This window comes from Roseomonas fluvialis (genome assembly GCF_022846615.1).
Classification (GTDB): domain Bacteria; phylum Pseudomonadota; class Alphaproteobacteria; order Acetobacterales; family Acetobacteraceae; genus Neoroseomonas; species Neoroseomonas fluvialis.
Map to the genome: position 1 here is coordinate 2,826,219 of NZ_AP025637.1, position 26,311 is coordinate 2,852,529.

The 26,311-nt window shown below is 72.3% G+C and carries 21 protein-coding genes; 10 read left to right on the plus strand and 11 right to left on the minus strand.

The genetic code is table 11. The features are described from left to right. Positions 1 to 23 precede the first annotated feature (23 nt). Entirely contained in the window at positions 24 to 1,100 is a 1,077-nt protein-coding gene (locus MWM08_RS13690) for an AI-2E family transporter (protein ID WP_244406991.1), read from the minus strand. Positions 1,101 to 1,203: 103 nt separating this feature from the next. Here MWM08_RS13690 and otnI point away from each other — a divergent pair, with 103 nt between their 5' ends. Next, positions 1,204 to 1,983: a 2-oxo-tetronate isomerase gene (otnI, locus tag MWM08_RS13695; RefSeq protein WP_244406992.1), complete on the plus strand. Its 780-nt coding sequence runs from the start codon at positions 1,204 to 1,206 to the stop codon at positions 1,981 to 1,983. On the opposite strand, the gene MWM08_RS13700 is transcribed toward otnI, so the two are convergent. After that, on the minus strand, positions 1,971 to 2,507 hold the full coding sequence (locus MWM08_RS13700; protein ID WP_244406993.1) for a hypothetical protein: 537 nt from the start codon (positions 2,505 to 2,507) through the stop codon (positions 1,971 to 1,973). The two genes, otnI and MWM08_RS13700, sit on opposite strands and share 13 nt — an antisense overlap. Positions 2,508 to 2,712: 205 nt before the next feature. On the opposite strand from MWM08_RS13700, the gene MWM08_RS13705 reads away from it, so the two are divergent. Both MWM08_RS13705 and MWM08_RS13710 read left to right on the plus strand, forming a co-directional pair. After that, a complete protein-coding gene (locus MWM08_RS13705; protein WP_244406994.1) occupies positions 2,713 to 3,597 on the plus strand; it encodes a 2-hydroxy-3-oxopropionate reductase in 885 nt (294 codons plus the stop codon). A gap of 110 nt (positions 3,598 to 3,707) precedes the next feature. Beyond that, positions 3,708 to 4,586, plus strand: coding sequence for a helix-turn-helix domain-containing protein (locus MWM08_RS13710; RefSeq protein ID WP_244406995.1), 879 nt, complete (start codon positions 3,708 to 3,710; stop codon positions 4,584 to 4,586). 208 nt (positions 4,587 to 4,794) lie between these two features. Here the strand turns inward: MWM08_RS13710 and MWM08_RS13715 are convergent, their stop codons facing one another. Both MWM08_RS13715 and MWM08_RS13720 read right to left on the minus strand, forming a co-directional pair. After that, the gene (locus MWM08_RS13715; protein ID WP_244406996.1) at positions 4,795 to 5,754 is read right to left on the minus strand and encodes a Hint domain-containing protein; all 960 of its coding nucleotides are present in this window, start codon (positions 5,752 to 5,754) and stop codon (positions 4,795 to 4,797) included. A 237-nt stretch (positions 5,755 to 5,991) separates the two neighbouring features. Then, positions 5,992 to 8,637: a bifunctional acetate--CoA ligase family protein/GNAT family N-acetyltransferase gene (locus MWM08_RS13720; protein WP_244406997.1), complete on the minus strand. Its 2,646-nt coding sequence runs from the start codon at positions 8,635 to 8,637 to the stop codon at positions 5,992 to 5,994. Positions 8,638 to 8,887: 250 nt separating this feature from the next. Between MWM08_RS13720 and MWM08_RS13725 the strand changes: the two genes are divergently transcribed. Next, entirely contained in the window at positions 8,888 to 9,841 is a 954-nt protein-coding gene (locus MWM08_RS13725) for an alpha/beta hydrolase (RefSeq protein WP_244406998.1), read from the plus strand. Between the two features lie 35 nt (positions 9,842 to 9,876). Beyond that, entirely contained in the window at positions 9,877 to 10,278 is a 402-nt protein-coding gene (locus MWM08_RS13730) for a cupin domain-containing protein (RefSeq protein WP_244406999.1), read from the plus strand. A gap of 6 nt (positions 10,279 to 10,284) precedes the next feature. Here MWM08_RS13730 and MWM08_RS13735 read toward each other — a convergent pair whose 3' ends face one another. Further along, entirely contained in the window at positions 10,285 to 11,715 is a 1,431-nt protein-coding gene (locus MWM08_RS13735) for an NAD(P)-binding domain-containing protein (protein WP_244407000.1), read from the minus strand. A 173-nt stretch (positions 11,716 to 11,888) separates the two neighbouring features. Here MWM08_RS13735 and MWM08_RS13740 point away from each other — a divergent pair, with 173 nt between their 5' ends. Next, positions 11,889 to 13,418: a calcium-binding protein gene (locus tag MWM08_RS13740; RefSeq protein ID WP_244407001.1), complete on the plus strand. Its 1,530-nt coding sequence runs from the start codon at positions 11,889 to 11,891 to the stop codon at positions 13,416 to 13,418. 38 nt (positions 13,419 to 13,456) lie between these two features. Here the strand turns inward: MWM08_RS13740 and MWM08_RS13745 are convergent, their stop codons facing one another. Further along, positions 13,457 to 14,608, minus strand: coding sequence for an amidohydrolase (locus tag MWM08_RS13745; RefSeq protein ID WP_244407002.1), 1,152 nt, complete (start codon positions 14,606 to 14,608; stop codon positions 13,457 to 13,459). Here MWM08_RS13745 and MWM08_RS13750 point away from each other — a divergent pair. Beyond that, positions 14,607 to 16,499, plus strand: a complete 1,893-nt coding sequence (locus tag MWM08_RS13750; protein WP_244407003.1) for an autotransporter assembly complex protein TamA — start codon at positions 14,607 to 14,609, stop codon at positions 16,497 to 16,499. The genes MWM08_RS13745 and MWM08_RS13750 overlap by 2 nt on opposite strands. Next, positions 16,499 to 20,425: a translocation/assembly module TamB domain-containing protein gene (locus MWM08_RS13755; RefSeq protein WP_244407004.1), complete on the plus strand. Its 3,927-nt coding sequence runs from the start codon at positions 16,499 to 16,501 to the stop codon at positions 20,423 to 20,425. The genes MWM08_RS13750 and MWM08_RS13755 overlap by 1 nt, the downstream gene beginning before the upstream one ends. A 141-nt stretch (positions 20,426 to 20,566) precedes the next feature. Here the strand turns inward: MWM08_RS13755 and MWM08_RS13760 are convergent, their stop codons facing one another. Beyond that, a complete protein-coding gene (locus MWM08_RS13760; protein WP_244407005.1) occupies positions 20,567 to 21,187 on the minus strand; it encodes a class I SAM-dependent methyltransferase in 621 nt (206 codons plus the stop codon). 202 nt (positions 21,188 to 21,389) lie between these two features. Further along, positions 21,390 to 22,544 (minus strand): NADH:flavin oxidoreductase/NADH oxidase, encoded by a 1,155-nt coding sequence (locus MWM08_RS13765; protein WP_244407006.1) that lies wholly within the window; start codon positions 22,542 to 22,544, stop codon positions 21,390 to 21,392. Between the two features lie 267 nt (positions 22,545 to 22,811). Here MWM08_RS13765 and MWM08_RS13770 point away from each other — a divergent pair, with 267 nt between their 5' ends. Continuing rightward, on the plus strand, positions 22,812 to 23,015 hold the full coding sequence (locus MWM08_RS13770) for a hypothetical protein (RefSeq protein WP_244407007.1): 204 nt from the start codon (positions 22,812 to 22,814) through the stop codon (positions 23,013 to 23,015). Positions 23,016 to 23,027: 12 nt separating this feature from the next. Here MWM08_RS13770 and MWM08_RS13775 read toward each other — a convergent pair whose 3' ends face one another. From MWM08_RS13775 to MWM08_RS26310, 3 genes are all read right to left on the minus strand, one after another. Continuing rightward, positions 23,028 to 23,894 carry a metal ABC transporter permease gene (locus MWM08_RS13775; RefSeq protein ID WP_423815974.1) on the minus strand — a complete coding sequence of 289 codons (867 nt, stop codon included), beginning with the start codon at positions 23,892 to 23,894 and terminating at the stop codon, positions 23,028 to 23,030. Positions 23,895 to 24,074: 180 nt separating this feature from the next. Continuing rightward, positions 24,075 to 24,824, minus strand: coding sequence for a metal ABC transporter ATP-binding protein (locus tag MWM08_RS13780; protein ID WP_244407008.1), 750 nt, complete (start codon positions 24,822 to 24,824; stop codon positions 24,075 to 24,077). Continuing rightward, the gene (locus MWM08_RS26310; RefSeq protein WP_255751342.1) at positions 24,821 to 24,952 is read right to left on the minus strand and encodes a hypothetical protein; all 132 of its coding nucleotides are present in this window, start codon (positions 24,950 to 24,952) and stop codon (positions 24,821 to 24,823) included. The genes MWM08_RS13780 and MWM08_RS26310 overlap by 4 nt, the downstream gene beginning before the upstream one ends. 68 nt (positions 24,953 to 25,020) lie before the next feature. On the opposite strand from MWM08_RS26310, the gene MWM08_RS13785 reads away from it, so the two are divergent. Next, positions 25,021 to 26,301, plus strand: coding sequence for a DUF445 domain-containing protein (locus MWM08_RS13785; RefSeq protein WP_244407009.1), 1,281 nt, complete (start codon positions 25,021 to 25,023; stop codon positions 26,299 to 26,301). The last annotated feature ends 10 nt before the right edge of the window (positions 26,302 to 26,311 follow it).

A 26,311-nucleotide genomic window follows, 5' to 3' on the forward strand; every position in this document is an offset into this window, starting at 1 on the left:
GGGACGACCCGGCAAGCCGGCGCCTATACGTCGCCCGTCGGCGGCGTGGAAGGGGTTTCCGCCCCGCCGGCGAATTCCAGCAGCAGCGTGTAGCCCACCGCGAGCACCACCGGCCCCAGGAACAGCCCCAGGAAGCCGAAGGCAAACACGCCCCCCAGCGCGCCCAGCAGCGTCAGCAGCAGCGGCAGGTTCGCCCCGCGCGCGATCGCCCAGGGCCGGATGAAATTGTCCACGGAACTGATCACCAGCGCGCCGTAGAGCGCCATGAAGATGCCCCAGCCGTTCTGCCCCTGCGTGAACAGCCACAGGCTGGCCGGGATCCAGATCAGCGGCGCGCCGACCGGAAAGATCGAGATCACCCCCGCCACCACCGCCAGCAGCACCGGCTGCGGCACGCCGGCCACCGCCAGGCCGATCGCCGTCAGCACGCCCTGCGCCACCGCCGTGCCGACCAGCCCCCATACCACCCCGCGCGTGACATCGGCGGCCAGGCGCAGCATCCGCACGCCGGTCGCCCCGGCCAGGCGGTCCATCAGCGCGCTGGCACGCCGCGCCATGGCTGGCCCGTCGCGGTAGAAAAAGAACGCCAGCAGGATCGCGAGCAGCAGTTCCGCCAGCCCCGACAGGATCGCCAGCAGCACCGTCACGCTCTGCTGCGTGATGGTTCCGGCATAGGGCCGCAGCAGGCCCGCCAGGCCCAGCAGGTCGAATTCCGCATCGCCCATCCAGCCGCGAACCCAGCCGCCCACCACCGGCAACCCACCCAGCCAGGCGCCGAGCCCCGGCAAGCCGCCGACCAGCAACGCCTCGATCGAGGCCGACAGCGCCTCCACCTCGCCCCGGCTGGTGGGTGCGGCCAGCGCGATCGGCAGCCCGACCAGCAGGAACATCGCCCCCACCATCACCGCCGCGGCGCCGCTGGGCGAGAAACGGTCGTTCTCGCGCAGGAAGGCGAAGACCGGCCAGGTCGCGAAGACGATGATCACCGCCCAGAACAGCGCCGAGATGAAGGGCCGCAGCACCAGCAGGCACGCGATCCCAAGCGCGGCCAGCGCCGCGATTCCGACCAGCCTCGCCGTCCGCGCCGCATGCATCGCCATCGTCCCATCCTGCCGCAAGCCCCGCCGCGACGCGAGGCGCCCCGCTTTCGCCGCGCCGCGTGGCGCCCTACCCTCGCCCCCCACACGCCCGGGGGAACCGACCATGCCGCGCTTTGCCGCCAACCTGTCGATGATGTTCACCGAGGTGCCCTTCCTCGAGCGCTTCGAAGCGGCCGCCAAGGCCGGCTTCAAGGCCGTCGAATTCCTGTTCCCCTATGACTTCGCGCCGGCCGAGATCGCCACCCGCCTCACGGACAACGGGCTGCAGCAGGTGCTGTTCAACGCGCCCCCCGGCGACTGGACCAATGGCGAACGCGGCATGGCCGCCCTGCCCGGCCGCCAGCAGGAATTCCGCGACGCCATTCTCAAGGCACTCGACTACTGCGCCGCGCTGTCCTGCCCGCGCCTGCACGTCATGGCAGGCCTGGCGCCGGCGGGCGTGCCGCACGACACGCTGACCGCAACCTATGGCGCGAACCTGGCATGGGCGGCGGAACACTGCGGCAAGGCCGGCGTGAAGCCGGTGATCGAACCGATCAACCACCGCGACATCCCGGGCTTCTTCCTCAACACCACCGACCAGGCCGCCGCCATCATCAACGCCGTCGGGCCGGACAAGGTCGGCATGCAATTCGACCTCTATCACTGCCAGATCACCGAAGGCGACATCGTCAAGCGCGTGGAAAAGCACCTGCCGCTGATCGCCCACATGCAGGTGGCCGACAATCCCGGCCGCAACGAACCCGGTACCGGCGAGGTCAACTGGCCCTTCGTGTTCCAGCGCATCGACGCGCTGGGCTTCCGCGGCTGGATCGGCTGCGAATACCGCCCGGCGAACGAGACGGTGGCGGGGCTCGGCTGGTTCGCGCCCTACCGGGCGTAGCGCGCCAACGGCGCGGCGTCGCGCACCCGCGCGGCCCGCGGCGCCTGGCAATCCTGCGCCAGGTGGCCGATCTCGCGCGCCAGCGCCTCGAGCCCGACCGCGACGCCGAACTCGCTGCCCACCTGCAGCACCGCGGCGGTCGTCGCCGTCTCAGGCACGCCGGCGACGCCCGCAAGGGCGGCGCGGAACGACGCCTCGTCCACCACGATCCGCAGCCGGTCCGCATCCGGGCGCTGCACCGCCAGCAGCCGCACCTCCTGCCAACCGCGCTCGGCATCGCCGAGGTCGAAGGTGATCGGCGCCCCCACGGGGAAGTCGGCGCCATGCAGATCGAGGCTCCAGACGCCCGTGCCGGGGCAGGAGAATTCGAGCGTCAGCGCCGCCGGCTGCTGCCCGAGCCCGGACCCCAGTACCGACAGCAGCGGCCGCCCGGTCAGGAAGTCGGCCTCGCGCACGAAACTGTCCTGCGCATGCGCGGCGGGCGCTGCGGCAAGGGCGGCGAGAAGGCAGAACAGAGGGCGCATGGCATGCTGGATCATTTTTTGGACCAGACCAATAAGCTAATCTACCATTGCGATAGAGACTCGTCATCAAGAAATTCCTTGCAAATGTCCTAACCGTCGCTTCGCAGGCGAGTCGCTACTCCCGCATGTTCCCTGCGCCGCGCCTGCGCTATGTGACCGGCAGGCGCGACCGCCGCCCTCATCACCCCACCCCGGAGAGAAACGCATGAAGATCGCCTTCATCGGCCTTGGCATCATGGGCCGCCCCATGGCCGGCCATCTCAAGGCCGCCGGGCACGACATCACCGTGGTCGAGCGCGCCAGCCTGACCGCCGAGGACCGCGCCGCGCATGCCGTCGCCCCGACCATCGCCGCCGCCGTCGCGGCCGCCGAGGCGGTCATCCTGATGGTCCCCGACACCCCCGACGTGGAGGCCGTGCTGTTCGGCGCCGGCGGCGTGGCGGAGGGGCTGAAGCCCGGCACGCTGGTGATCGACATGTCCTCGATCAGCCCGACCGAGACCAAGAAATTCGCCGAGAAGATCGCGGCCAAGGGCGGCGACTATGTCGATGCGCCGGTCTCCGGCGGCGAGGTCGGCGCCAAGCAGGCCAGCCTGACCATCATGTGCGGTGGCTCGGATGCCGCCTTCGAACGCGCCAAGCCGCTGTTCGAAGCCATGGGCAAGAACATCACCCTGGTCGGCCCGGTCGGTGCGGGACAGACCTGCAAGGTCGCCAACCAGATCATCGTCGCGCTGACCATCGAGGCGGTGGCCGAGGCGCTGACCTTCGCCTCGAAGGCCGGCGCGGACCCCGCCAAGGTCCGCCAGGCGCTGATGGGCGGTCTCGCGACCTCGCGGATCCTGGAACTCCACGGGGAGCGCATGATCAAGCGCACCTTCGCGCCCGGCTTCCGCATCCGGCTGCACCAGAAGGACCTCAACCTCGCCCTGTCGGCCGGGCGGGACCTCGGCGTCGCACTCCCGAACACCGCCTCCACCCAGCAGCTGTTCGCCGCGGTGGCCGCGGCCGGCGGTGCCGAGCTCGATCATTCCGGCCTGGTCAAGGCGCTCGAGACGCTCGCCGCCCACAAGGTTGCCGAGGACGCGTGACCCCGCACCCGGCGCGGGAAACCGCGCCGGGATGCCCGCCGTGAGATTTCGTCTCGAAATCCGAGGCAATTCCGGCTAATCTGCTTCACTCACGCCCTCGGGAGGGTCGAATGCGGTTTGCCGAAATCGGTCAGCAGTTGCGCGCCTATCGTCTGGAATCCGGCCTGCGTGCGGAAGAGATCGCCGCGCGCCTCGGCGTCTCCCGCGCCGCCCTGTATCGCTACGAAAAGGGCGAGGTGATCAAGCTCGACACCATCCGCCGCCTGGCCGAACTGCTGAAGATTTCCCCGCTGTCGCTGCTGGGCATCGGCGTCGAATATTTCGGCCGCCCGGCCGCCTTCCAGGAACGTCTGCGCCAGATCGAGGAACAATCCGACCAGGTCCTGCAGGTCGGTGGCGCGGTCGTGTATCCCGTCGCGACCGAGGCCTTCGACGGCGCCCTGGCGGAAGCCTGGACCGAACACGCCGACAATTCCCCCGACCGCCTGCTCGCGCGCAGCCAGGTCGAGCAGATGCTGGGCCTGCTCGCCGCCCGCAAGAAACTGCACCAGTCCCGCAAGCCCAACATCACCGCCATCCTCGGCGAGGGGTCGATGCGCCGGATGCTGACCGACGGCGTCGCCCCGGGCCTGGCGCTGTCCGAGCGCGCCCGCATGCGCGCCCGCCTGGCCGCCCGGGCCGAGGCAGAAGCCATCGCGGATGCGCTGGACTCCGTGCCCATCGGCCTGCAGCTCGGCCTGATCGCGGGCGCCGAGCCCTCCGGTCCCTTCATGGTCATGCGCGGGCGCGAACGGGCCCATGTGGTCGGCAGCGCCTTCGCCCCGGACGCCCACCCCACCACCGCCAGCGGCGTGGCCTTCATCACCGGCGCCGACGAGGCAATCGGCACCCACCAGCGCGTGGCCGAAGGCGCCTGGCGCGACGCGCTGAAGGGCCACGAGGCCGCGGCCCGCGTGCGCGCCATGGTGAAGGACGCATTCCCGGCCTGACCGCAGGAGCGCCGTTCCGCCGGCGCCGGCCCGGACCACGCCCCGCGCAGGCTGGCGAACCCGATCCCGCCTCCCCCATCGCCAACGCCGGCGTCGCGTCAGCATGCACCGACGCCGTTGCGAAGCCGCACCGCCCGTGCGGATTGCCGCGGCAAGCGCGCGCCGCAGCATGGCCGCGGGTACAGGCCGCGCGACCTCGCCGCGACGCTCAGGCGGCGCGGGGGTTCCCGGGCGCCTCGTCCAGCAGCGCCGCACGCTCGGCGATGCGCGCGCGGATCGGCGCCGGCACCTGCCGCGCCGACTTCGCATGCGGCGCGTCCATCTCGCCCACCACCCGGCCCTCCGGGTAGAGCGCGACGAACTCGGCGTAGTTGTGGAAGCGGCTGCGCGGCACGTGGTCGGCGAAGGATTCGACCTCGGCGCCCTCGGCCAGGATCACCTCGTGCCGCGTCAGTTCCAGGCTGAAATAGGTGAAGGTCTCCGCCGACGGGGCGACCTGCACGATGCTGGACCCGTTCTGCAGCGCCTTCGACAGGACCAGCACGCCGTCGATGTGCAGCGCATGCATCGGCGAGACATGCAGATCGGCCGAGGGCACGCCCTGCGCCAACGCGCCGGCGCGGATGCGCACCGGCCAGGACTCCTCGCGCCCGGCGAAACGGGTGCTGTAGGTCTGGCGCCCGATGAACAGGATCGGCTCGGCGCGGCCATCGGCGGTCAACACCCGATCCCCGATGCGCAACTCCTCGACCGCGACCTCGCCCGCGGGCGTACGGATGCGGGTGCCGGCGAGGAAGCAGACCTCGTCGTCACCATCGACGTTGTAGGCAGCGGACAGGCCGGTATCCTTGAAGCCCCCGCCCTCCTCGACGCGGGCGAAGAACCGCACCCCCGAGGCGTCACCCACCGGACCAAGATCAATGGACGGGAAATTCAGCGTCGAACTGGTGAGGTCCGAGCGCAGCGGCACGCTGGGCTCGAGTTTCACGATGCTGCCGTCCGTGCGCAGCGCGTAGACCGACGCGCTTCCGGTCACCGGCGTCGGCCCGGACACCGAATAGTTGATCGACACGCCCGACAGCGACGAGACCGCCGGAGACGGCGCCCCGTTCTGGCCGGGCTGCGGTGTCGGGTTGACGTCCCCGAGCGATACACTCACCACACTCATGCAGTCATCTCCAATGGAACCTAGCGAACAAAGCGCGACTCATCTGCACATCGCAACGATAGCCCAACAGGGGCTGGCGTGTCTTGCCGCGCTTGCGAAGGCCAGGGCCGCGACCCGACCGCGAATCGTCCATCGTCGAGTCTGCCAGCAGCAGCGCCGTACCGCATAGTCCGGGGCCGAACGGCCGCCCAGTCACTTTCGCCCCATCAGCCAAAGCCACCGGATCGGAACCCGTATTCACAACGCCCGTCGCGCCTCCATCACCTCCGGGTCCTCCGCACTCCCCTTCACCCGGAACCCCAGCGCCCGCACGAAGGCCAGCATCGCCGCGTTCTCCGCCAGCACCTGGCCGACCACCTCCCGCACGCCCACGGCCCGGCCCCAGTCGAACAGGCGCTCCATCAGCGCCCGCGCCAGCCCCTGACCCTTCCACGCAGGATCCACCACCACCGCGAATTCCGCCTCGGCCCCACCGGGGTCACGGATCAAGCGGGAGACGCCGACCGTGCGGTCCGGCCCGTCCGCCACGCGCTCCACCGCCACGAAGGCCATCTCCCGGTCGTAGTCGATCTGCGTCATGCGCGCGATCTGCGCAGCGCTCAGTTCGCCCAGCGCCGAGAAGAACCGGTAGCGCACATCCTCGGCCGATAGCCGCCGGAAGGCCTCGGCATGGGCGGCGGCATCCTCCGGGCGAATCGGGCGCAGCAGCACCGCCCGGCCGTCCTTTCCGCGCCACGCCACCGCCAGTTCGGCCGGATAGGGCGGGATCGCCAGCAAGGAGACCTGCCCGGCCGGGCGCAGGCGCAGCGCCGCATCCAACGCCATCACGCCCTCAGCATCAGCCAGCAAAGGGTTGATTCTACAGGATTCGATATCTGGAAAATCCACCGCAACCTGCGACAGCCGCACCAGAGCATCCGCCACCGCCGCGATGTTCGCCGGCGGATGGTCGCGCCAGCCCTCGAGCAGCCGCGCCGTTCGCGTCCGCCGGACCAGCCCGTGCGCCAGGGCCAGGTTCAGCGGCGGCAGGTCGAAGCCCTCATCCGGGTCGATATCCGCCGCCGTGCCGCCACGCCCGAAGGACATCCAGGGCCCGAACATGGCATCGTCGCCCAGGCGCAGGCGCAGTTCCTGCCCGCGTCCGGCCTGGCGCTGCACCAGGAAGCCACCGATACGCGCCTCGGGCCGGGCATGCGCCACCCGCGCCGCCACGGCCACCGCCGCATCGCGCACCGCAGCGGCCGAGGCCAGCCCCAGCACCACCCCGCCGACCTCCGTCTTGCGTGGAAGGTCGGGGCTCAACACCTTGAGCACGACAGGAAAGCCGAGCATGGCAGCGGCCGCCGCCGCTTCCTCCGGCCCCTCCACGGCGCGCCCCGGCACGGTCGGCACGCCATAGGCGGCCAGCACCGCGAGCGCCTCCGCCTCGGTCAAGTCAAGCCGCCCCGCGGCCCGCGCCTGGCCCAGGATGCGCCGCACCGCCGCGCGGTCGGGGGCAAGGTCGAGCACGTCCCGCGCCGGCAGTTCCGCCGCCATGGCCCGGTTGCGCCGGTCCTGTGCCAGGTGCAGCGCGCCGCGCACCGCCGCCTCGGGCGTGGCAAAGACCGCGACACCCGCCTCGGCCAGCCGTGCCCTCTGCGCACCCGCACTCGCCTGGCCAGCCCAGCCGACCAGGATCGGCGCGCCGCGGCTCGCCTTCACCGCGGCCGCCAGGGATTCGCGCACCACCTCCGCATCCTCCTCGGGGGTCGGGGCATGCAGCGCCACCACGGCATCCACGTCCGGCAGGCCGGCCAGCATCGCCGCCGCCTCGCCCAGCCGACCGCCGCCTTCGGGGCCCAACGCCAGCGGGTTGCGCCCCGACCAGCCCTCCGCCAGGCCCATCGCCACCGCCTCCAGCCCAGCCTCGCCCGGGTCCGCGAGCCGCCCGCCACCGGCCAGCACCGCATCCGCCCCCAGCGCGCCAAGGCCGATCCCGTTCGTGACCAGCGCGATACGGTCGCCGGGGCCGCTCGCGCGCGGGGACAGCCGCACCCGCGCGAGCGTCTCGGCGGCCGACAGGAAATCCTCCAGCCCGGCCACCCGCAGCACACCGGCGCGGCGCAGCGCGGCCGCCATCACCTCGTCCGCCAGGCCCGACGCATCCACCAGCCGCCCGCCCGCGCGGATCGCCACCACCGGGCGCGTGCGCGCCGCCGCCCGCGCGGCCGAGACGAACATGCGGCGGTTCTTGATCCGCCGGATGTCCAGCAAGATCGCCCCGGTCGCCGCATCGCGCGCCAGCCAGTCCAGCACGCCGGCGAAGCCGAAGCCCTGGTTGCCGCCGATCCCCACCACATGGCTGAAGCCGACACTCTCGGCCGCCGCCCAGTCGAGCACCGCGCGCGCAATCGCCGAGGATTGCGTCACCAGCGCCAGCCGGCCCCGGGCGGGCGCGATGTGGCTCAGCGTCGCGTTCAGCCCGATCGCCGGCACCGCCACGCCGAACGACCCCTGCCCCAACGCCTGCACGCCGGTCGCGGCACTCATCGCCGCCAGGTCCGGCGCCGCGCCGGGCACGATGGCGGCGAAGCAGCCCCGCGCCGCCAGGTCGGCCATGGCAGTGCCCAGCGCCTCCGGCGGCAGGCAGAGCACCGCAAGGTCGGGCGCAACCGGCAGGTCGGCGATGCTCGCGGCGGCCTCGAACCCATCCGTGGCCGTCCCGACCGCAAAAAGCCGCCCGCGGAAGCCGCCCGCCGCCAGGTTGCGCGCCAGCACGGGCGCCTCGCGGCTCGCCGGATGCGCCACCAGCACCAGGCTGTCCGGGCGCAGCAGGGCGCGGTCGCGGAAGCCGCCGCTGCGGGGCGGCCAGGAGAAGGCGTCGGGCATTGTGCGTTGCAACATGGACCTGGACCTCCCTCGCGGCAACGCCGGGGACGCAGCGTCCGCGGCAGCGTGCGTACAGGCGGCGTGCCGGCCAGCCCGCCCCGGGCGCGTGATATCCATGGCGACACGGCCGGCTCGCCGATACCGCCGGGCGCCGCAAGGCGGGGCGGTCGGACTTGATCCTGCCGCCGCCGCGCAACGCCACCCCCTTGCCGCCGCGGCCCGCCCCGGTTCCACTGCCCCGTCACACACATGGACAGACCACCCCATGAGCCAGGACCGCTGGGACCCCGAGATGCGCGCCTTCACCGCCATGATGGAGGAACGCGGCCGCGCCTTCCCCCCGGTGGTGCTGGGCATGCCGATGGATGCGGCGCGCGCGTCCAATGACGGGCCGGGCCTGGCCCTGGCTGAAGCCGGCGGGCCGCCGATGGCCGAAAGTCGCACCGACTGGCTGTCCATCCGCGGCCGGCGCCTCGCCTGCCGGGTGCATCGCCCGTCCACCGACACGCCCCTTCCCGTCATGGTCTACATCCATGGCGGCGGCTGGGTCTGGGGCAGCATCGACACCCACGACCACATCATGCGCGCCTATGCCGCCGCCGCCGGCTGCGCCGTGGTCGGCCCGGACTATGCGCTGAGCCCCGAGGCCCCCTTCCCGCAGGCCTTGGAGGAATGCGCCGCGGTGGTCCGCTGGGTGGCGCAGCACGGCGCGCAATGGGGCCTGGACGGCACGCGCATCGTGGTCGGCGGCGATTCCGCCGGCGGCAACCTAGCCATGGCGACCGCGCTGCTGCTGCGCGAGACAGATCCGTCGCTGACCCTGCGCGGGTTGTTGCTCAACTACGGCGTCTTCGACAGCCGCACCGACACGCCGTCCTACCTGGAATTCGCCACCGGCCACACGCTGACGCGCGAGAAGATGGACTTCTACTGGCGCGCCTACGCGCCGCGCGAGGCCGACCGCCTGCACCCCCTCGCCGCGCCCTTGCGCGCCGACCTCACGGGCCTGCCGCCCTGCCTGCTGCACGTGGCGGAACTGGACGTGCTGTCCGGCGAGAACGCCGCCATGGAAGCCCGCCTGCGCGCGGCCGGTGTCGCGGTGGAAGCCACCACCTTCCCCGGCGTGCTGCACGGCTTCCTGCGGTCGATCGGGCATGTGAAGCAGGCCGACCGCGCGGTGGCGGAGGCCGGCACCTGGCTTTCGCGCCGCCTCGCCTGAAGTGCCGCTTCACCACAACACGGAGGACACCGACCATGGCCGACGCCGCCACCCGTGCCCGCATCGAAGCCCAGCGCGGCGACCCGCGCCTCGCCTCGCACTACCTCACCCCCGCCACCATGCCCTGGCAGCCCACCGAGTTCCCGGGCATCGAGATGAAGCTGCTCTGCCGCGACGAGGCCCGCGGCATGTCCACCATCCTGTTCCGCATGGCCCCGGGCGCCGAGGTCCCGCTGCACGAACACACCGACATCGAGCAGACCTACGTCCTGGAAGGCGCGCTCGAGGATGAGGAAGGCCGCTGCGGCCCCGGCGAATTCGTCTGGCGTCCGGCCGGCAACACGCATGTCGCGCGCGCACCCGAGGGCGCGCTGTTCATCTCGGTGTTCCTCAAGCCCAACAAGTTCGTGGACCGCCAGCCGGGCTTCGCGCGGTAACGCGCGCTACAGCGCCACGCCCGGCCATTCCTCGCCGGTGATCTCCGGTTCGTCGAACGCCGCGTGGCGTGCGGCGTGCTGCGCGATGTCGGCGGCCAGCAGCCGCGCGCAGATCGCCCGCGAAAGCCGCTGCGCCCCCGCGCTGATCGCCGGCACGTCGCCCGTCACCTTCCCGTGGCTCAGCGTGGCCGCGAAGTTGAAGCAGTGCAGCCGCGAAAGATGCGGCGCCGTCCCCGGCACCCGCTCAGTGAAGGCGAAGCCCTCATCCAGCCACGGGTTCAGCCCCAGCGACGCATCGCGCTCCTCCTCCGGCGGCGTGTAGGCATCGCGCCACAGCCGGATATCGCCCGCCACCGCCGCCAGTTCCGGCCGCAACGCCGCGTCCTGCAGGAAGCCGGTGCCGAGCACCACGAACTCCGCCCGCACATCGCCGCGCGGCGTCGCCAGCACCAGCGCGTCGCCATCGCGCGCAACGCGCTCGACCCCCGCACCGGTCAGCAGCGTGGCATTCGCATGCGCCGCCACGCGCCGCACGCTCTCATGCGGCGGCGGCGTCTGCCGCCGTTCGACCGACAGCGCCAGCCGCCAGCGCCAAGCCGCCGGCAGGTCGTGCCAGCCATGCCAGAAGCCGCGCCCCTCCATGGACTTGCCCGAATTCACCCGCGGCAGCGCAGCGCGCCGCAGCAGCATGGTCAGCCGCCCGCAGCCCGCCTCCAGCGCCGCGGCCGCATTGTCGAAGGCCGAGGCCCCAGCGCCCACCACCACCACGTCGCGCCCGGCCAGCGCGCCGAAGTCGATCGCATCCGCGCTATGCGCCCACAGCCGCCCGCGCCAGTCCGGCAGGAAGCCCGGCAGCAGCCGCGGCCCGCCCAGCCCGTCGCGCCCCGTCGCCAGCACCACATGCCGCGCGAACACCACCGCGCCATCGGTCAACGCCAGCCGGAACAGCGCGCCCTCCGGGTCGATCCGCGCCACGCCCACGCCGTTGCGCACATCCAGCCCCGCCACGCGCCGGTACCAGCGCAGGTAGTCCATCCACATGCCCGTCGGGATCTTCCCCAGCGCCGCCCACGCGGCGGCGCCGTGCTGCGCCTCGAACCAGGCGCGGAAGGTCAGCTCATCCAGTCCCAGCGCCGGCCCGGCCAACTGCTTCGGGCTGCGCAGCGTGCGCATCCGCGCATAGGTCGCCCACGGCCCCTCCGCGCCCTCGGCCGCGGGGTCGAACAGCACGACGCGCACCACCCCCTCGCGCCGCAGCGCGAAGCCCGCCGCCAGCCCCGCCATGCCGGCGCCCAGCACCGCGACATCGATCACCGCCGACCCATCCGGCGCGCGCGTCTGCGGCACCCAGGGCGTCGAGGGTTCCTGCAGGCGTTCCAGCGCAGCGGCAAGCCGCGCCTCGAGCGCAAGAAGTCCAGCGGGCGGATCGAACGGCATGCAGCAAGACTACACCGCGCATCGCCCGCTCGGGAGGCAGCGGCCGCGACCCGGCGCCGCGCGACGCACCGCCCCCCGCGCCCTGTTCCCCAGGGAACAAGCCCGCAGCGCGCGCGCGCCTAGCGTTCTCCCTGCCGCGGACAGGCTGCGGCAGCAGCAAGGGAGACACGGACATGGCGGTCACGCATGTGCTCGGCAGTGGCAGCGACCGATGGACGACGGAGGACTACGACCTCGCGCGGACGTCGTTCTTCCTGCCGACCCAGCAGGACGCCGAGGAAATCCTCGCCGGCCCCGGCCACGACACCATCCACGGCTTCGGCGGCAACGACACCATCATCGGCGCCACCGGCCGCGACAGCCTGCTGGGCGGCGACGGGGTCGACCGGCTCGACGGCGGCACCGAGGACGACACGCTGAGCGGCGGCAACGACGACGACAGGCTGATCGGCGGCGGCGGCAACGACCGCCTGTCCGGCGATGACGGGCGGGACACGCTGGTCGGCGGCAGCGGCGACGACGACCTGTTCGGCGGCGTCGGCAACGACAGGCTCTACGCGGGCGGAAGCTCCGCGCAGGACACCTCCGACGGCGGCATCGACATCCTCGATGGCGGGGCCGGCATCGACAGCCTGTTCAGCGGCCTGCACGGCGACACCGCCGCGGGCGACAGCCTGTTCGGCGGCGCCGATGCCGACTACGCCGAGATCAGTCTGGCCAACGCCACCAGCGGCACGACCTTCCTGCGCGCCACCTTCGATGGCATCGACATGCTGCGCGGCACCAACGACATGGCGATCGCCATGGACATCGAGCGGCTGAATATCACCGGCTCCGCCTTCAACGACGGGCTGCTGGGCGGCGACGGCCATGATTCCATCTCGGGCGGCGGCGGCACCGACATCCTGCGCGGCGGCTTCGGCGACGACACGCTGCATGGCGGCGAAGGCACCACCGCCGACACGCTGCGCGGGGGGACGGGCAACGACAGGCTCACCGGCAGCGACGGCGCCAACCTCATGGTGGGCGACGAGGCGACCGACCGGTTGGGCGGCGCCGACCGCATGTTCGGCCGCGGCGGCAACGACACGATGCTGGGCGGCGTCGGCAGGGACACGCTCGACGGCGGCGACGGGAACGACAGCCTGGATGGCGGCCGCGACGCCGACACGCTGGTCGGCGGTGCGGGCGACGACACGCTGCTGGGCGGCGACGGCGCCGACACGCTGCGCGGCGGCCTGGGCCGCGACAGCCTGGCCGGCGGAAACGACAACGACGTGATCGACGGCGGTGGCGGGCGCGACGTGCTGACCGGCGGCGCCGGCAACGACATCTTCCGCTGGTCGGTCGTCAGCGCCGATCCCGCGGTGGCCGACAGCTTCCCACGTGCGGCGACGCGCGACGTGGTGACCGACTTCGAGATCGGCCAGGTGGTGCCCGTCACCGGCTATGTCGGGGACCGGCTGGACTTTTCGGCGATCGACGCGAACGCCGCCCAGCAGGATGACCAGGCCTTCGGCTTCATCGGCCGCGCCGAGTTCAGCGGCAACGGCCGGGGCGGCGAACTGCGCTTCTTCCAGGACGACACCAACACCTTCGTGCAGGCCGACCTCAACGGGGACGCGGTCGCGGACCTGGAGGTGCAGCTCAACGGCCTGATCGAGCTGCGCATGGATGGCGGCTTCGCGCACCTCATCCTGTAGCGCGGCGGCGCGCGGCGGGCCGCCCGGCCCGCCGCGCGCTACGACCCCGCCAGCGCCCGCTTCGCCACTTCCGCCAGGAAGCCCGAGGCCACCGGCAGCACATCGTCATTGAAGTCATAGCGCGGGTTGTGCAGTTCGCGCCCGCCCTCGGCGGGCCCGTTGCCGATCCAGACGAAGGCCCCGGGGACCTCGCGCAGGAACCAGGCGTAGTCCTCGCCGGTCATGGCGGGCGGCATGTCGCGGCGGCACTCGCTCACCGCCGCCGCCGCCGCCGCCGCCAGGTCGCGTTCCGCCGACGTATTCGCCGTGACGCCCACGCCCGCGCGGAAGGAAAAGGACGCCGCGACATCGAAGGTCGCCGCGATGCCGTCGGCAATGCGCCGCAGGCCGGATTCGATCACCACCTGGTCCTCGTCGCGCAGCCAGCGCGCGGTGCCCTTCAGCGTGACGCGCGCGGTGATCTGGTTCTGCGCCTCGCCGCCCTCGACCACGGTCACGCTCACCACCCCGCCATTCAGCGGATCCAGGTTGCGCGCCACGATCGACTGCACCGCGACGATGGCGTGCCCGGCCGCCACCATCGGGTCGCGCGTGAGGTGCGGCAGCGCGGCGTGGCCCGCATGGCCGTCGAACACGATCTCGAACCGCGCGCCGGCTGCCATCACGGCACGGTCATGCACCGCGATGGTGCCGACCGGCAGCCCTGGCCAATTGTGCCAGCCGAAGATGCGCTCCATCGGGAATCGGCTGAACAGCCCGTCGGCGATCATGCTGCGCGCGCCGCCGCCGCCTTCCTCCGCCGGCTGGAACACCAGCCGCACCGTGCCGGTCCAGTTCGGATCATCCAGCAGCAGCTTCGCCGCGCCCAGCAGCGCGGTGGTGTGCCCGTCATGCCCGCAGGCATGCATCACGCCGGGCACGGTGGATTTCCAGGGCAGGTCGTCGGTCTGCTCCTGGATGGGCAGCGCATCCATGTCCCCGCGCAGCCCGACGGCGCGATTCCCCCCGCCGCGACTGATCGTGGCAACCACCCCGTGGCCACCGACGTTCTCGGCGATGTCGGTGATGCCCATCTCCCGCAGGCGGGCGGCCACGAAGGCCGCCGTCTCGCCTTCGTGAAGGGTCAGGCCCGGGTTGGCGTGCAGATGGCGGCGCCAGGATGTAAGGGTCGCGGCGAGATCTGTGTGCATGACCAGCCAAGCCTATCCCGCCCCGCCGCGCCGCACCATCGCCCTTGGCGCGACGGTGTTGCTGGCCGTGCTGTTGGCCCTGGCCCGGCCGGCCGCGGCGCAGGACCCGCCCGAACCCGCCGGCATCCCCTACCGCGCCGAGGTCGTGGCCCCGGACGAAGCAGGGCTGCAGGCGCTGGCCGCGGGGGTCGCGCAGACCCTCACGCTGCGCGAACGCGCCCCCACCGACGCCTTTGGCCTGATCGGGCGCGTGCGCGCCGACATCCCGCGGCTGCAGGACGTGCTGCGCGCCCAGGCCTATTGGGGCGGGGAGGTACTGGCCACCATCGACGGACTGCCGCTCGACGACCCCGGCCTGCCTGCCCGCCTGCAGGCGGCCACACCCGATTCCCCCGCCGTGGTCGTGTTCCGCCTGGTCCCGCGCGAGCCCTACCGGATCGGCACCGTCACCGTGCAGCCCGCCGCCGGCGCCGACCCTGCCCCGGTGCGCGCGGCGGCGGCCGAATCGGGCCTGTCCGCCGGCGACCCGGCGCGGCCCGAGGCGGTGTTGTCGGCCGAATCGACGATGCGCGACGCGCTGCGCCGTGCCGGCCATCCGCTGGCCGCGGTGGCGGGGCGCGAGACCATCGTCGACCACGACCGCCGCACCATGGACGTGACCTGGCAGGTCGCCGCCGGCCCGCGCGCCACCTTCGCCGCACCCGAGGTGACCGGCCAGGTGCGCACCAACACCGGCCTGCTGGAGCGCACCGCCGCGCGGCAGATCGAAGGGCAGGCCTATTCCCCCGCCGCGCTGGAACGCGCGCGGCGCGCCCTGGTCGGCCTCGGCGTGTTCGAAAGCGTGCGGATCGAAGCCGCGATGTCCCTCTCACCGGGCGACCGCCTGCCGGTCACCTTCCGCGTCGTCGAACGCCCGTTGCGCGCCTTTGGCGGCACCTTGTCCTACGAGACCAACTACGGCGCCGGCGTCAGCCTGTTCTGGGAACACCGCAACCTGTTCGGCGGCGCCGAACGCCTGCGCCTGGATGGCGAGGTCGCGCGCCTGGCCGAGGGCGACTTCTCCAACGCCACCTACCGCGCCTTCGCCACCCTTACGCTGCCCGAGATGTTCCGCCGCGACATCCGCCTGACGGCCCGCGCCGGCGCGGTGCGCGAATTGCTCGACGCCTATGACCGGGACGCCATCGTCGCCTCGGCGCTCGCGGAACGCCGGCTGTCCGAACGCACCGCCCTGCAGGCCGGCCCGCAATTCGAAACGGGGCGGATCGGCCGCTACGGGGATCTCGTGCCCTTCACCCTGTTCGGGTTCGTGATGGGCGCGCGCTGGGACGGCACGACCAGCCTGCTCGACCCCACCTCCGGCGCGCGGCTCAGCGTGACGGCGACGCCCTGGTGGTCCTTCGACAACCGCGTGACCTACACGCGGCTGCTCGCGGTCGGCAGCACCTATTGGGACGTGACCGGGAACCAGCGCGGCGTGCTGGCGCTGCGCGGCGTGGTCGGCGCGGCGGTGGGCGCGACGCGCGACGAGATCACGCTCGACAAGCGCTTCTATGCCGGCGGTGGCGGTTCGGTGCGCGGCTACGTGTTCCAGTCGATCGGGCCGCGCGACGCCGGCAACAAGCCGCTGGGCGGGGCGAGCCTGCTGGAGGCCTCGATCGAATGGCGCCAGCGCATCAGCGGGCCCTGGGGTGCGGTGGTGTTCGTGGATGCCGGCGCGGTGGGCGAGGATGCGGTGCCCGGCACCGGCGGCTTTCGCGTCGGCGCCGGCGCGGGGCTGCGCTACCTCACGGCCATCGGGCCGATCCGCGTCGATATCGGCGTGCCGCTGAACCCGCAGCGCGGCGACCCGGCCTATGGGCTGTATGTCGGCATCGGGCAGGCCTTCTGATGCGCCGCGCGCTGCAAGCCGTGCTCGCGGCGCTGCGGCGGTCGTGGCGGCTGGCCATGCCCTGGACGCGTCGCATCCTGCGCGTTGCGGTCGCACTGCTGGTCGGTCTGCCCGTGCTGGTCCTGCTGCTGCTGGGCGGCGCGCTGCTGTGGGCCAATACCGAGGGCGGGCGCGGCTTCGTCGCGCGGCAGGCCGGCGTGCTCGTGCAAGGCCTGTCGATCGAGGGCCTGACCGGCCCGCTGCCCGGGCGCATCGGCGTCGCGCGCCTGGCCATGGCCGACGATTCCGGCGCCTGGCTCGAGGTCGAGGATGCCGCGATCGCGTTCGACCTCATGGCGCTGCTACGCCGGGACCTGCGCATCACCTCCGCGCAGGCGCGCCGCGTCGCGCTGCACCGCCTGCCGCCCGCCACCGACCCGCCGCCACCGCCCGACCCCGATGCGCCGCTGATCCCCGCCCTGCCCTCGCTGCCGGTGGCCGTGCATCTCGACCGGCTGGCGATCGAGCGCATCGAACTCGGCGCGCCGGTGATGGGTGTCGCGGCGGTGCTCACGCTGGACGGCTCGGCCTCGCTCGACGCCGGCGCGCTGGCCGCGCGGATCGACGCGCGGCGCATCGACGTGCCGGCGGAAGCCCGCCTGGTGCTCGACCTCGCGCCGGGCGCCGACCGCCTGGTGGCGCGCCTCGATGCCAGCGAACCGGCCGGCGGGCTGCTGGCCACCGCACTCGGCTTGCCGGACCGCGCGGCGCGGGCGCGGCTGTCGCTCGATGGCCCCGCCACCGGCGCGCGGCTCGACCTCGACGTCGCGCTCGGCGAGGACATCACGCTCACCGCGCAGGGCCGGGTCAGCGCCGCACCCGATGGCGCCGCCGCCGCGCAGGTCGAACTTCGCCTCGCCGCCGCGCAGCTGCTGCCCGAGGAGGTGCGACCCGCCGCCATGCCGGCGACGGTCACGCTGGACGCCGCCATCGACGCCGCGCGCCGCGTCGCCCTGCGCCGCCTGGTGCTGCGCGTCCCGGCCGGCGAGGTCACCGCCGCGGGCAGCGCCGACTTCGCCGCAGAGACGCTCGACATCACTGCTCGCGCCAGCGTTGGCGGCAGCGCGGTGCTGGGCGCGCTGGTGCCGCCTGTCGCGCGCTGGGCGTCGCTGTCCGCCGAGGTCCATGCCAGCGGCGCCATGCGCACGCCGCGCATCGCACTCGACGCCGCCGTGCAGGGCTTCGGCAGCGACACACCCGCGCTGGCCGCGGCACTGGGCGAGACCCCGCGCATCGCGCTGCGCACCGCGCTGCCCGACCGCATCGAATCGCTGGCCATCGACGGCGCTGCCCTGCGCGTCACGGCCGAGGGGAGTGTCGGCGAAACCCTCGACGCGACGCTGCGCGTCGTCGCCGCCGACCTCGCGCCGCTGGTCCCGGGCCTGGCCGGAGGGCTGGAGGCCGAGGCGCGCCTGACCGGCCCGCGGGCCGATCCCTCCGTCGCGCTGACCGCGCGCGGCGAACGCCTGGAACGCGACGGCCAGGTGCTGGAGGCACCCGAGTTGTCGCTGAGCCTGGCCACGCCGTTCAGCGCCCCGCGCGCCGAGGGCACGCTGCGCGCCACCTATGCCGGCCTGCCCGCGACGCTCGACCTGCACGGCGTGCCGGAGGGCGAAAACCTGCGCCTCGACCGGCTGGCCTTCGCCTTCGGCCCGGCGCGGGTCGATGCGACCGGCGTGGTCAACCCACGCGCGGCGACCTTCGCGGGCGATGTGACGCTCGACGTGCCAGACCTGCGGCCCTTCGCCGCGCTGGCCGGCACGCCGATGGCGGGGCGCGCCAGCCTGCGCGCGCGGCTGGATGTTCGGGATGGCGCGCAGGGCTTCGACGCCACCGCGGAACTGGCCGATGCGCGCATCGCCGGCACGGCGCTGGACGGGCGCCTGGCTGCGCAGGGCACGCCGGAGGCGTTCGATGCCACGCTGGAAGCCCGCGCCGACGACGCGCGCCTGACGACGCGGGTGAGCGTCACGCCGGAGGCGCGCGGGAGCAACGCGCCGGAAGGGCGCGGAGGCACCACGCCGGAGGCACGCGAAGGGCCTGCCCCCGGCGGCACCGCGCGCCGCATCACCGTGCCGGAGTTGCTGCTGCGTCGCGGCGCCGACAGCCTGCGCCTCGCCGCCCCCGCGCGCATCCTGCTCGCCGAGGATGGCAGCGTCGCCATCGAGGCGCTGACCATCACCACCAGCCGCGGCGGCACGCTGCGCGCCGAAGGCCGATGGGGGCCCGAGACCGCCGACATCCGCGCCACGCTTACCGCCCTTCCCGTTGCGGGCCTCGCCGCGCTCGCCGCGCCGGGTGCGACGGTCGAGGGCTCCATCGCCGGCGAGGCGCGCATCACCGGCTCCGTCGCCGACCCCGCCGCCCGGCTGCGGATCGAAGCGACCGGCCTGCGCAATGCCGACCCCGCCTTCCGCGGCCTGCCCACCGCACGCGTGCTGGTGGAAGGCACCGCCGGCGCACGCAGCGCCGACATCCGGCTCGATGCCAGCGCGGGTGCGGCGCTGCGCGCCAACGGCACCGCGCGCGTCAGCGGCGGCTTCGGCGCCGATGCCGCTCTGGCCGCGCGCCTTGACGCGAATGCCGAACTCGCCGCGATCGCCGGCCCGCTGCTCGCCGCCGGCGCGCAGCGCGTGACCGGGCGCGCCACGCTGAACGCGGAAGCCACCGGCACGCTCGGCGCGCCGCGGCTGTCCGGGCGAGCCACGCTGGCCAACGGTTCCTTCCGGGACCTCGCGCAGGGCGTCACCCTCACCGACATCACCGCGACGCTGCGCGGCGAGGGCGACCGCGTGGTGATCGAACGCTTCGATGCGCGCACCGCCGGCGGCGGCACCATCGCCATCGGCGGCACCGTCTCGCCCGCGGCGGCGGGCCTGCCCGCCGACATCACCCTCACCGCGCGCCGCGCCCGCCCGCTGCGATCCGACCTGGTGAGCACGGTGTTCGACGCGGACCTGCGCCTGGCCGGCGCGCTGCTGGCCGATGCGCGCCTGTCCGGGCGCGTGCAGGTCACCCGCATGGACATCACCGTGCCCGAGCGCCTGCCCGCCGGCGTGCAGACCCTCCCCGGCGTGACCGAGCGCGGCCGCCGCCCGACCGGCACGCCGCCGCTCGCCCCGCCGGCCCCGCCAGGCAGCAGCACGTTGCCGCCCATCGCGCTCGAGGTCACGGTCGAGGCCCCGCGCGCGGTCTTCGTGCGCGGCCGCGGCATCGATGCGGAATTCGGCGGCAGCCTGGCGGTGGCCGGTACCATCGCCGCGCCGGCGGTGAGTGGCGCGCTGAACCTGCGGCGCGGCTCGCTGTCCTTCTTCGACCGCAGGCTCGATTTCCGCCGCGGGGAAGTGTCGTTCGACGCCGGCACGCTGATCCCCACGCTCGACTTCCTGGCCACGTCACGTGCGCGGGAAGCTACCATCAACGTGACCGTCACCGGCCCGGCGAACGACCCGAAGCTGGAATTCTCCTCGACGCCCGAACTGCCGCAGGACGAGGTGCTGTCCCGCCTGCTGTTCGACCGCCGCGCCAATGAACTGAGCCCGTTCCAGCTCGCGCAGCTGGCACAGGTCCTGGCTGGCGCGGCCGGCCTCGACACGCCGAGCGCGGGCGGCATCCTGGAACGCATCCGTCGCACCCTCGCGCTCGACCGGCTCAGCGTGGGCGAGGACCGCAACCGCGAGAACACGCGCAGCACCGGTGCCACGCTCGAGACCGGGCGCTACGTCGCGGACGGCGTTTATCTCGGCGTGCGCCAGGGCACCGAGGGCGGGCCGCCACGCGTGGGCGTGCAGGTGGATATCGCACCGCGCGTGCGGCTCGAGGCCGAGACCGGCGGCAACAGCGCCGGCGGCGACCGCATCGGGCTTTCGTTTGAGTGGGAGTATTGAATGGACTGGCTCATCCGTGACGACGTTGGATCCGTTGAATTGGATCTGATCCGCGGTCGTCGCGACAATCCGCAAGGCACGCGCAAGATATAAGTGACTGACTGTCGCAAAATATTTGGAATATCACGGCCTTTATTTATGTCATAGTTTCTGGAATATTTTGTTCTTGACCACTTCTCTGTATTTTCCACTTGGACGAACGATGTTGTCGACAATCATCTTGACCTGATAAGCATCGATCTGCTCGTCCGTGTATTGTTCGGCTATGGATGGCACCTTCCTTGGGTCGAGCGAGGATCCGCGCAACCTCCATGCGTAGTCATCGAAATCGATGTGCCCGCCCCGCTTGAGCAACATATCACATAGAAAATAGGTCAACGCATCGATCGAAAAAGTATGTGCTCCATCGAGGAAGCAGTAATCAAATATTGTGGTATGAGGGTTATTCTTTAGTATTTTACCCAGATGCCAGTTATACGAGTCGTGATATTTTTGCGAATTTCCATAATAAAAAATCTTATTTTGATACTTACTCAGTTTAATGATTGCTTCATCTATGGTCTCTTGATAGTCAAATAGGTGTAACGTTGCATTCGGAAATCGCTCAGCGACATTCCTCGCAGTATCGCCGCGATATACTCCAAATTCAGCATAGCTGAATTCGTCATGTTTCTTGTATATTGATTCAAGAAAACGGTATGTCGAAGAAGTTCCCTGAGCTCCGACCTTCAGCGAGTCAGGATACCATTTCTTGTCAGGCATTTCATTCAAGCTTCCCTGCAATCAGGCTGAACGGGAGCATAATCCGAGACAGCCGCTCCGCGAAGGTGCAGCCGCCAGGTGCCCGAGGCCGATCCGCCGCCGAGTGCCGTCCCCGACGTCCACCACCACGGCGCCATGCCGCCGCATCCCCTGACCCTACGGTCAGGCTGGGGGCAACGCGGCGGATGCGCCTCGACGCGAATCATGCCGGCGGCGCGCCCAGCGCCTCCATCACCGCCGCGCGCTTCTCGAGCCACCAGCCATGCTGCGGCGGCCAGGGCGCGAAGACATCCTCGGTCGAACCCGGTTCCAGCACGCCGCGCGCCATCAGCGCCCAGTTCGGGTTGGCCATCGCCTCCCGCCCGATCGCGACCAGGTCGGCCTCGCCATCGGCCAGCACCGCTTCCGCCTGGTACGGGCCGATGATGAGGCCCACCGCCATGGTCTGCAACCCCGCCCCGCGCCGGATCTGCGCCGCATACGGGATCTGGAAGCCGTAGCCGCGCGGGATGCGCTTGCTGCCCGTGGCGGACCCGCCGATGCCGCCCGAACTGCAATCCACCACATCGACGCCGAGCGGACGCATGGCCTGCGCGAAGGCGACGCTGTCCTCGATGGTCCAGCCGCCATCGGTGCCGTCCACGGCCGAAATCCGCACGAAGACCGGGCGATCCTCCGGCCAGGCCTCGCGTACCGCGCGGATCACCTCGAGCGGGAAGCGCATACGCCCCGCCAGGTCCCCGCCAAAGCCGTCATTGCGCGTGTTGGAAATCGGCGAGAGGAACTGGTGCAGCAGGTAGCCATGCGCGCAATGCACCTCCACCGCCTCGAACCCCGCGGCGTGGGCGCGCGTCGCGGCGGCCGCGAAAGCGTCGCGGATCCGCGCCATGCCCCCGGCATCGAGCGCGGATGGCGTGAGAAACCCCTCGCCGATCGGCGCGCCAACGGCCGAGACGATGTCCCAGGTGGTCTCGCCCTTCGCGAACTGGTCGGGGCCGAGCGGGCCATTGCCCTCCCATGGCCGCTGCATCGACCCCTTCCGCCCGGCATGGCCGAGCTGCACGGCGGGCACGCTGCCCTGCGCCTTGATGAAATCCGTGATGCGCTTGAGCGGCGCGATCTGGTCGTCGTTCCACAGGCCGAGGTCGCCATGGGTGATCCGCCCCTCGCGCAGCACGGAGACGACCTCGGAGAACACCAACCCGAAGCCGCCCACCGCGAAGCGGCCGAGCTGCACCATGTGCCAGTCATTCGCCATGCCTTCGACCGCCGAGTACTGGCACAGCGGCGGCACCACGGCGCGGTTGGGGATGGTCAGGCCGCGCAGCGTCAGCGGCGAGAACAGCAGCGATCCCATGCGGGGCATCCTTCGGCGTTTCCGGCGCGCAGGATGGGGCGCGCACCAGCCGTCGACAACCATCCGCGCGCTTGTCGTGGTTGCGCGCGGCGATGCGGTTTGTCTACGCACCTTGGCATGTGGTCCGTTGCGCTCGAAGCGGCTCTCGGTGTTGCTGTTGTCGCGATCGCCGCCTGGTGGCAGTTGCCGCGCCTTCGGACCTGGCTCGCGCCGATCGCGGAACGCCAGAGCACCACGTTGCGCTAGCGCCTGGTCCTGCTCGCGACCGTGGTCGTCGGCTGGTGGGCGGTCCTTCGGATGTTGGCCGCGAGCCTCGCGATAACGATCGTCCTGGCCCATGGCGCAACAGGCTCCGCGACAGCCTTCGGCCCGATGCGTGTGCTCTATGCCATCGCCGCCGTGCCGGCCGCGCTCGGCGCAGTCGTGATCGCGGCGATCGCCGTGATCAAGGCGATGCGCGCCGTGGAGTGATACGGCCCGCCCCTACCCCGCCAGATGCCCCCGCCGCATCACCCGCGCCAACAGCCCATCCACCGGCCCCGCCAGCACCGAGACCACCCAGGCGGCCCCCGCCACCAGCACGATCGCCGGCCCGGTCGGCACATCCAGGTGATACGACACCAGGATGCCTGCGACCGACGACGCCAGCGCGATCCCCACCGCGGCATAGGCCATGCCGCCGACTTCGCGCGCCCAGTGCCGTGACGCGATCGCCGGCAGCATCATCAGCCCCACCGCCATCAGCGTCCCCAAGGCCTGGAAGGCGGACAGCACGTTCACCACCACCAGCCCCTGGAACACCAGGTGCCACAACCCGCCGCGCGCGCCCGCCGCCTGCGCGAAGGCCGGGTCGAAGCATTCCAGCACCAGCGGACGCCAGGCGAAGGCCAGCACCACCAGCGTGACCGACGCCACCCCCGCCATCAGCAGCAGCGCGGGGTCATCCACGCCCAGCACGCTGCCGAACAGGATATGCGACAGGTCGGCCGCGCTGCCCCCCATCGACACCAGCGCCACACCGAGCCCGAGTGCGACGAGGTAGAGCGCCGTCAGCGTCGCATCCTCCCGCCCGCCCGTCGCGCGCGACAACGCCCCGGCGCCGACGGCCACCAGCAGCCCCGCGACCAGCCCGCCGAACCACAGCGCCGGCGCCGACAGCCCCGCCAGCAGGAAGCCCAGCGCCACGCCGGGCAGCGCGCCATGCGCCAGCACATCGGCCGTCAGCGACATCCGCCGCAGCACAAGGAACACGCCGAGCACCGGCGCGCTCACGGACAGCGCCAGGCACCCCACCAGCGCGCGGCGGAGGAAGCCGAATTCGACGAAGGGCGAAATGACGACGTCGTACACTATCTCGCCCTCAGGCGCCGGGCGCCGGCATCCGCCGGCTTGCCTTTCGCGCCATGCACTGTCGCGCCGGGCGCAGCGGTTGGTCTGGGCGCGGTCGCGTTGCGCGCTCCCGGATCGCGCGTGGCGCGATGCGCAGCGTGGTTCTGGTCGGCGGGTTCATCGCCAGCGTCCCGGTGCGCCTTACGCAGCGCGGTGGCAGTGTTCCGCCTCTTCCGCCCAGGCCTCGGACATCATCCGCGCGCGCAGCCGGTTGGCCGCGGACAGCGCCTGCGCCGTCTCGCCCCAGGCGATCGCATCCCGCGCGATCAGCAGCGTCTCCGGAAATTCCCGCGCGACCAGGTCGAGGTCATGCAGTACCGCCACCACCGTGCGCCCCTCGCCATGCCAGTCCCGCACCAGCCGCAGCAGGTCGGCCGAGGTGCGCGCATCCACCGCGTTGAAGGGTTCGTCCAGCAGCAGGATGTCGGCATCCTGCACCAGCAGCCGCGCGAACAGCAGCCGCTGCGTCTGCCCGGCCGAGAGAGAGCCCACCGGCCGCGTCTCGAAGCCCGAAAGCCCCACAGCGGCCAGCGCCTGCGCCGCGCGGTCGCGTTCGCCCGCCGGCACGCCGCGGAAAGCGCCGATGCGCGGCCACAGCCCCTGCATCACCACATCCAGGCAGCCGATCGGAAACGCCCGGTCCAGCGCCGCCAGCTGCGGCAGCAGCGCGATGCGGGCCGTGCCCTCCTGCGCGATCCGCCCGCTCTCGGGCTTGTGCAGCCCGGCCAGGGCGCGCAGCAGCGTGGTCTTGCCCGCCCCGTTCGGCCCGACCACCGCGGTCAGGCTGCCCGGCGCGAAACGACCCGACACGTGGTGCACCGCGGCCCGGCGCCCATGCACCAGGGTCAGGTTGTCCAGCACCAGGCTGGCCGGTGCGCGACGCGCGCTCATGCCGCCATCGCCCAGGCCACGGCTGCCCACAGCAGCGCGCCCACGCCCGCTGCCAGGGCCAGGCGCGCGGAGGCGCCGGAGGACAGCGCCAAAGGATCGCTGAAGCGCGGATCGGGGAAGTGGGGCATGATACGATATGATGTAACATCCCCACCGGACTGGGCAAGGGCGCCGCGGGGCCCTATCTGCGCGGACCATGCAGGGCAGCCCCGCGACCGACCCCGATGCCGACCTCCGGCGCGCGCTGTCCCGCCACCGCGCGCTGGCCACCGGCATGCTGGTGGGCATGGGCGGGCTGCTGGTCGGCACCTATTCCATGCCGCCGGGCTACTGGACCGACATGCTCCAGGCCAGTGCGAAGGCCGGCGTGGTCGGTGGGCTCGCTGACTGGTTCGCGGTGACGGCGCTGTTCCGGCGCCCACTCGGCCTGCCCATCCCGCATACCGCCATCGTGCCGAACCAGAAGGAACGGCTGGGCCGGGCGCTGGGGCGCTTCGTGGCCGGGCATGTCATCACGGAAGCCGAGGTGCGGCGCGTGATCGGGCGGCTCGATCTCGCGCGCATCCTGCAGGGCTTCCTGGCCGACCCGGCGGCGTCGAAGCCCGCCGCCGTCGCCATGGCCGGCAGCCTGCCGCGCATCCTGGCCAGCCTCGAGGACGGGCGCGCCAAGCGCCTCATGGTCCGCCTGCTGCCGCGCATCGTCTCGGGCCCCGCCGGTGCGCGCCTGGTGGCCCGCGTCCTGCGCGCCTTCGTGGCGTCGGGCCGCCACCAGGAGGTCTTCTCCCTGGCGGTCGGGCGCATCAAGACCATGCTGACCGAACGCGAGGACGCGTTGCGCACCGCCATCGCCAGCCGCATCCGCGCCGAGGGTGGCGCGCTGATCGGCTGGCTGGCGGGTGCGACCATGGCCAACCGCATCCTGCACGCCATCAACGCCGAACTGGAGAAGGTCCAGCCCGAGGATTCCGACCTGCGCGCCGCCTTCGGCGAATGGCTGCGCCAGGAAATCGACCGCCTGGAGACCGACCCCGAGCGCGCCGAGGCGATCGGCCGCGTACTGCGCGACGCACTCTCCCACCCCTCGGTCGCGATCTGGCTGGGCGATGTCTGGGCGCGCCTGCGCACCGCCATGACGGTCGATGCCGCGCGCGAGGATGGCCGCACCGTCGCCCTGCTGTCCGGCCTGTTCGCCAACGCCGGCACCCTGCTGGCCGAGGACGCCGCCGCCCGCGCGCGCCTGAATGCCGCGGTCGAGGGCGTGCTGATCCGCCTGCTGCCCTCGGCCCAGACGCAGCTGTCGGATTTCATTGCCGGCGTGGTCGGCAACTGGGATGCCCGCACCGTCGCCGACAAGATCGAACTTCGCGTGGGCCGCGACCTGCAATACGTGCGCATCAACGGCACGCTGGTCGGCTTCCTGGCCGGCGGGGCGCTGTTCGCGCTGCTGACCGCGGTGTTCGGCGGCGTGGCGCATTGAGCGCCCGCCG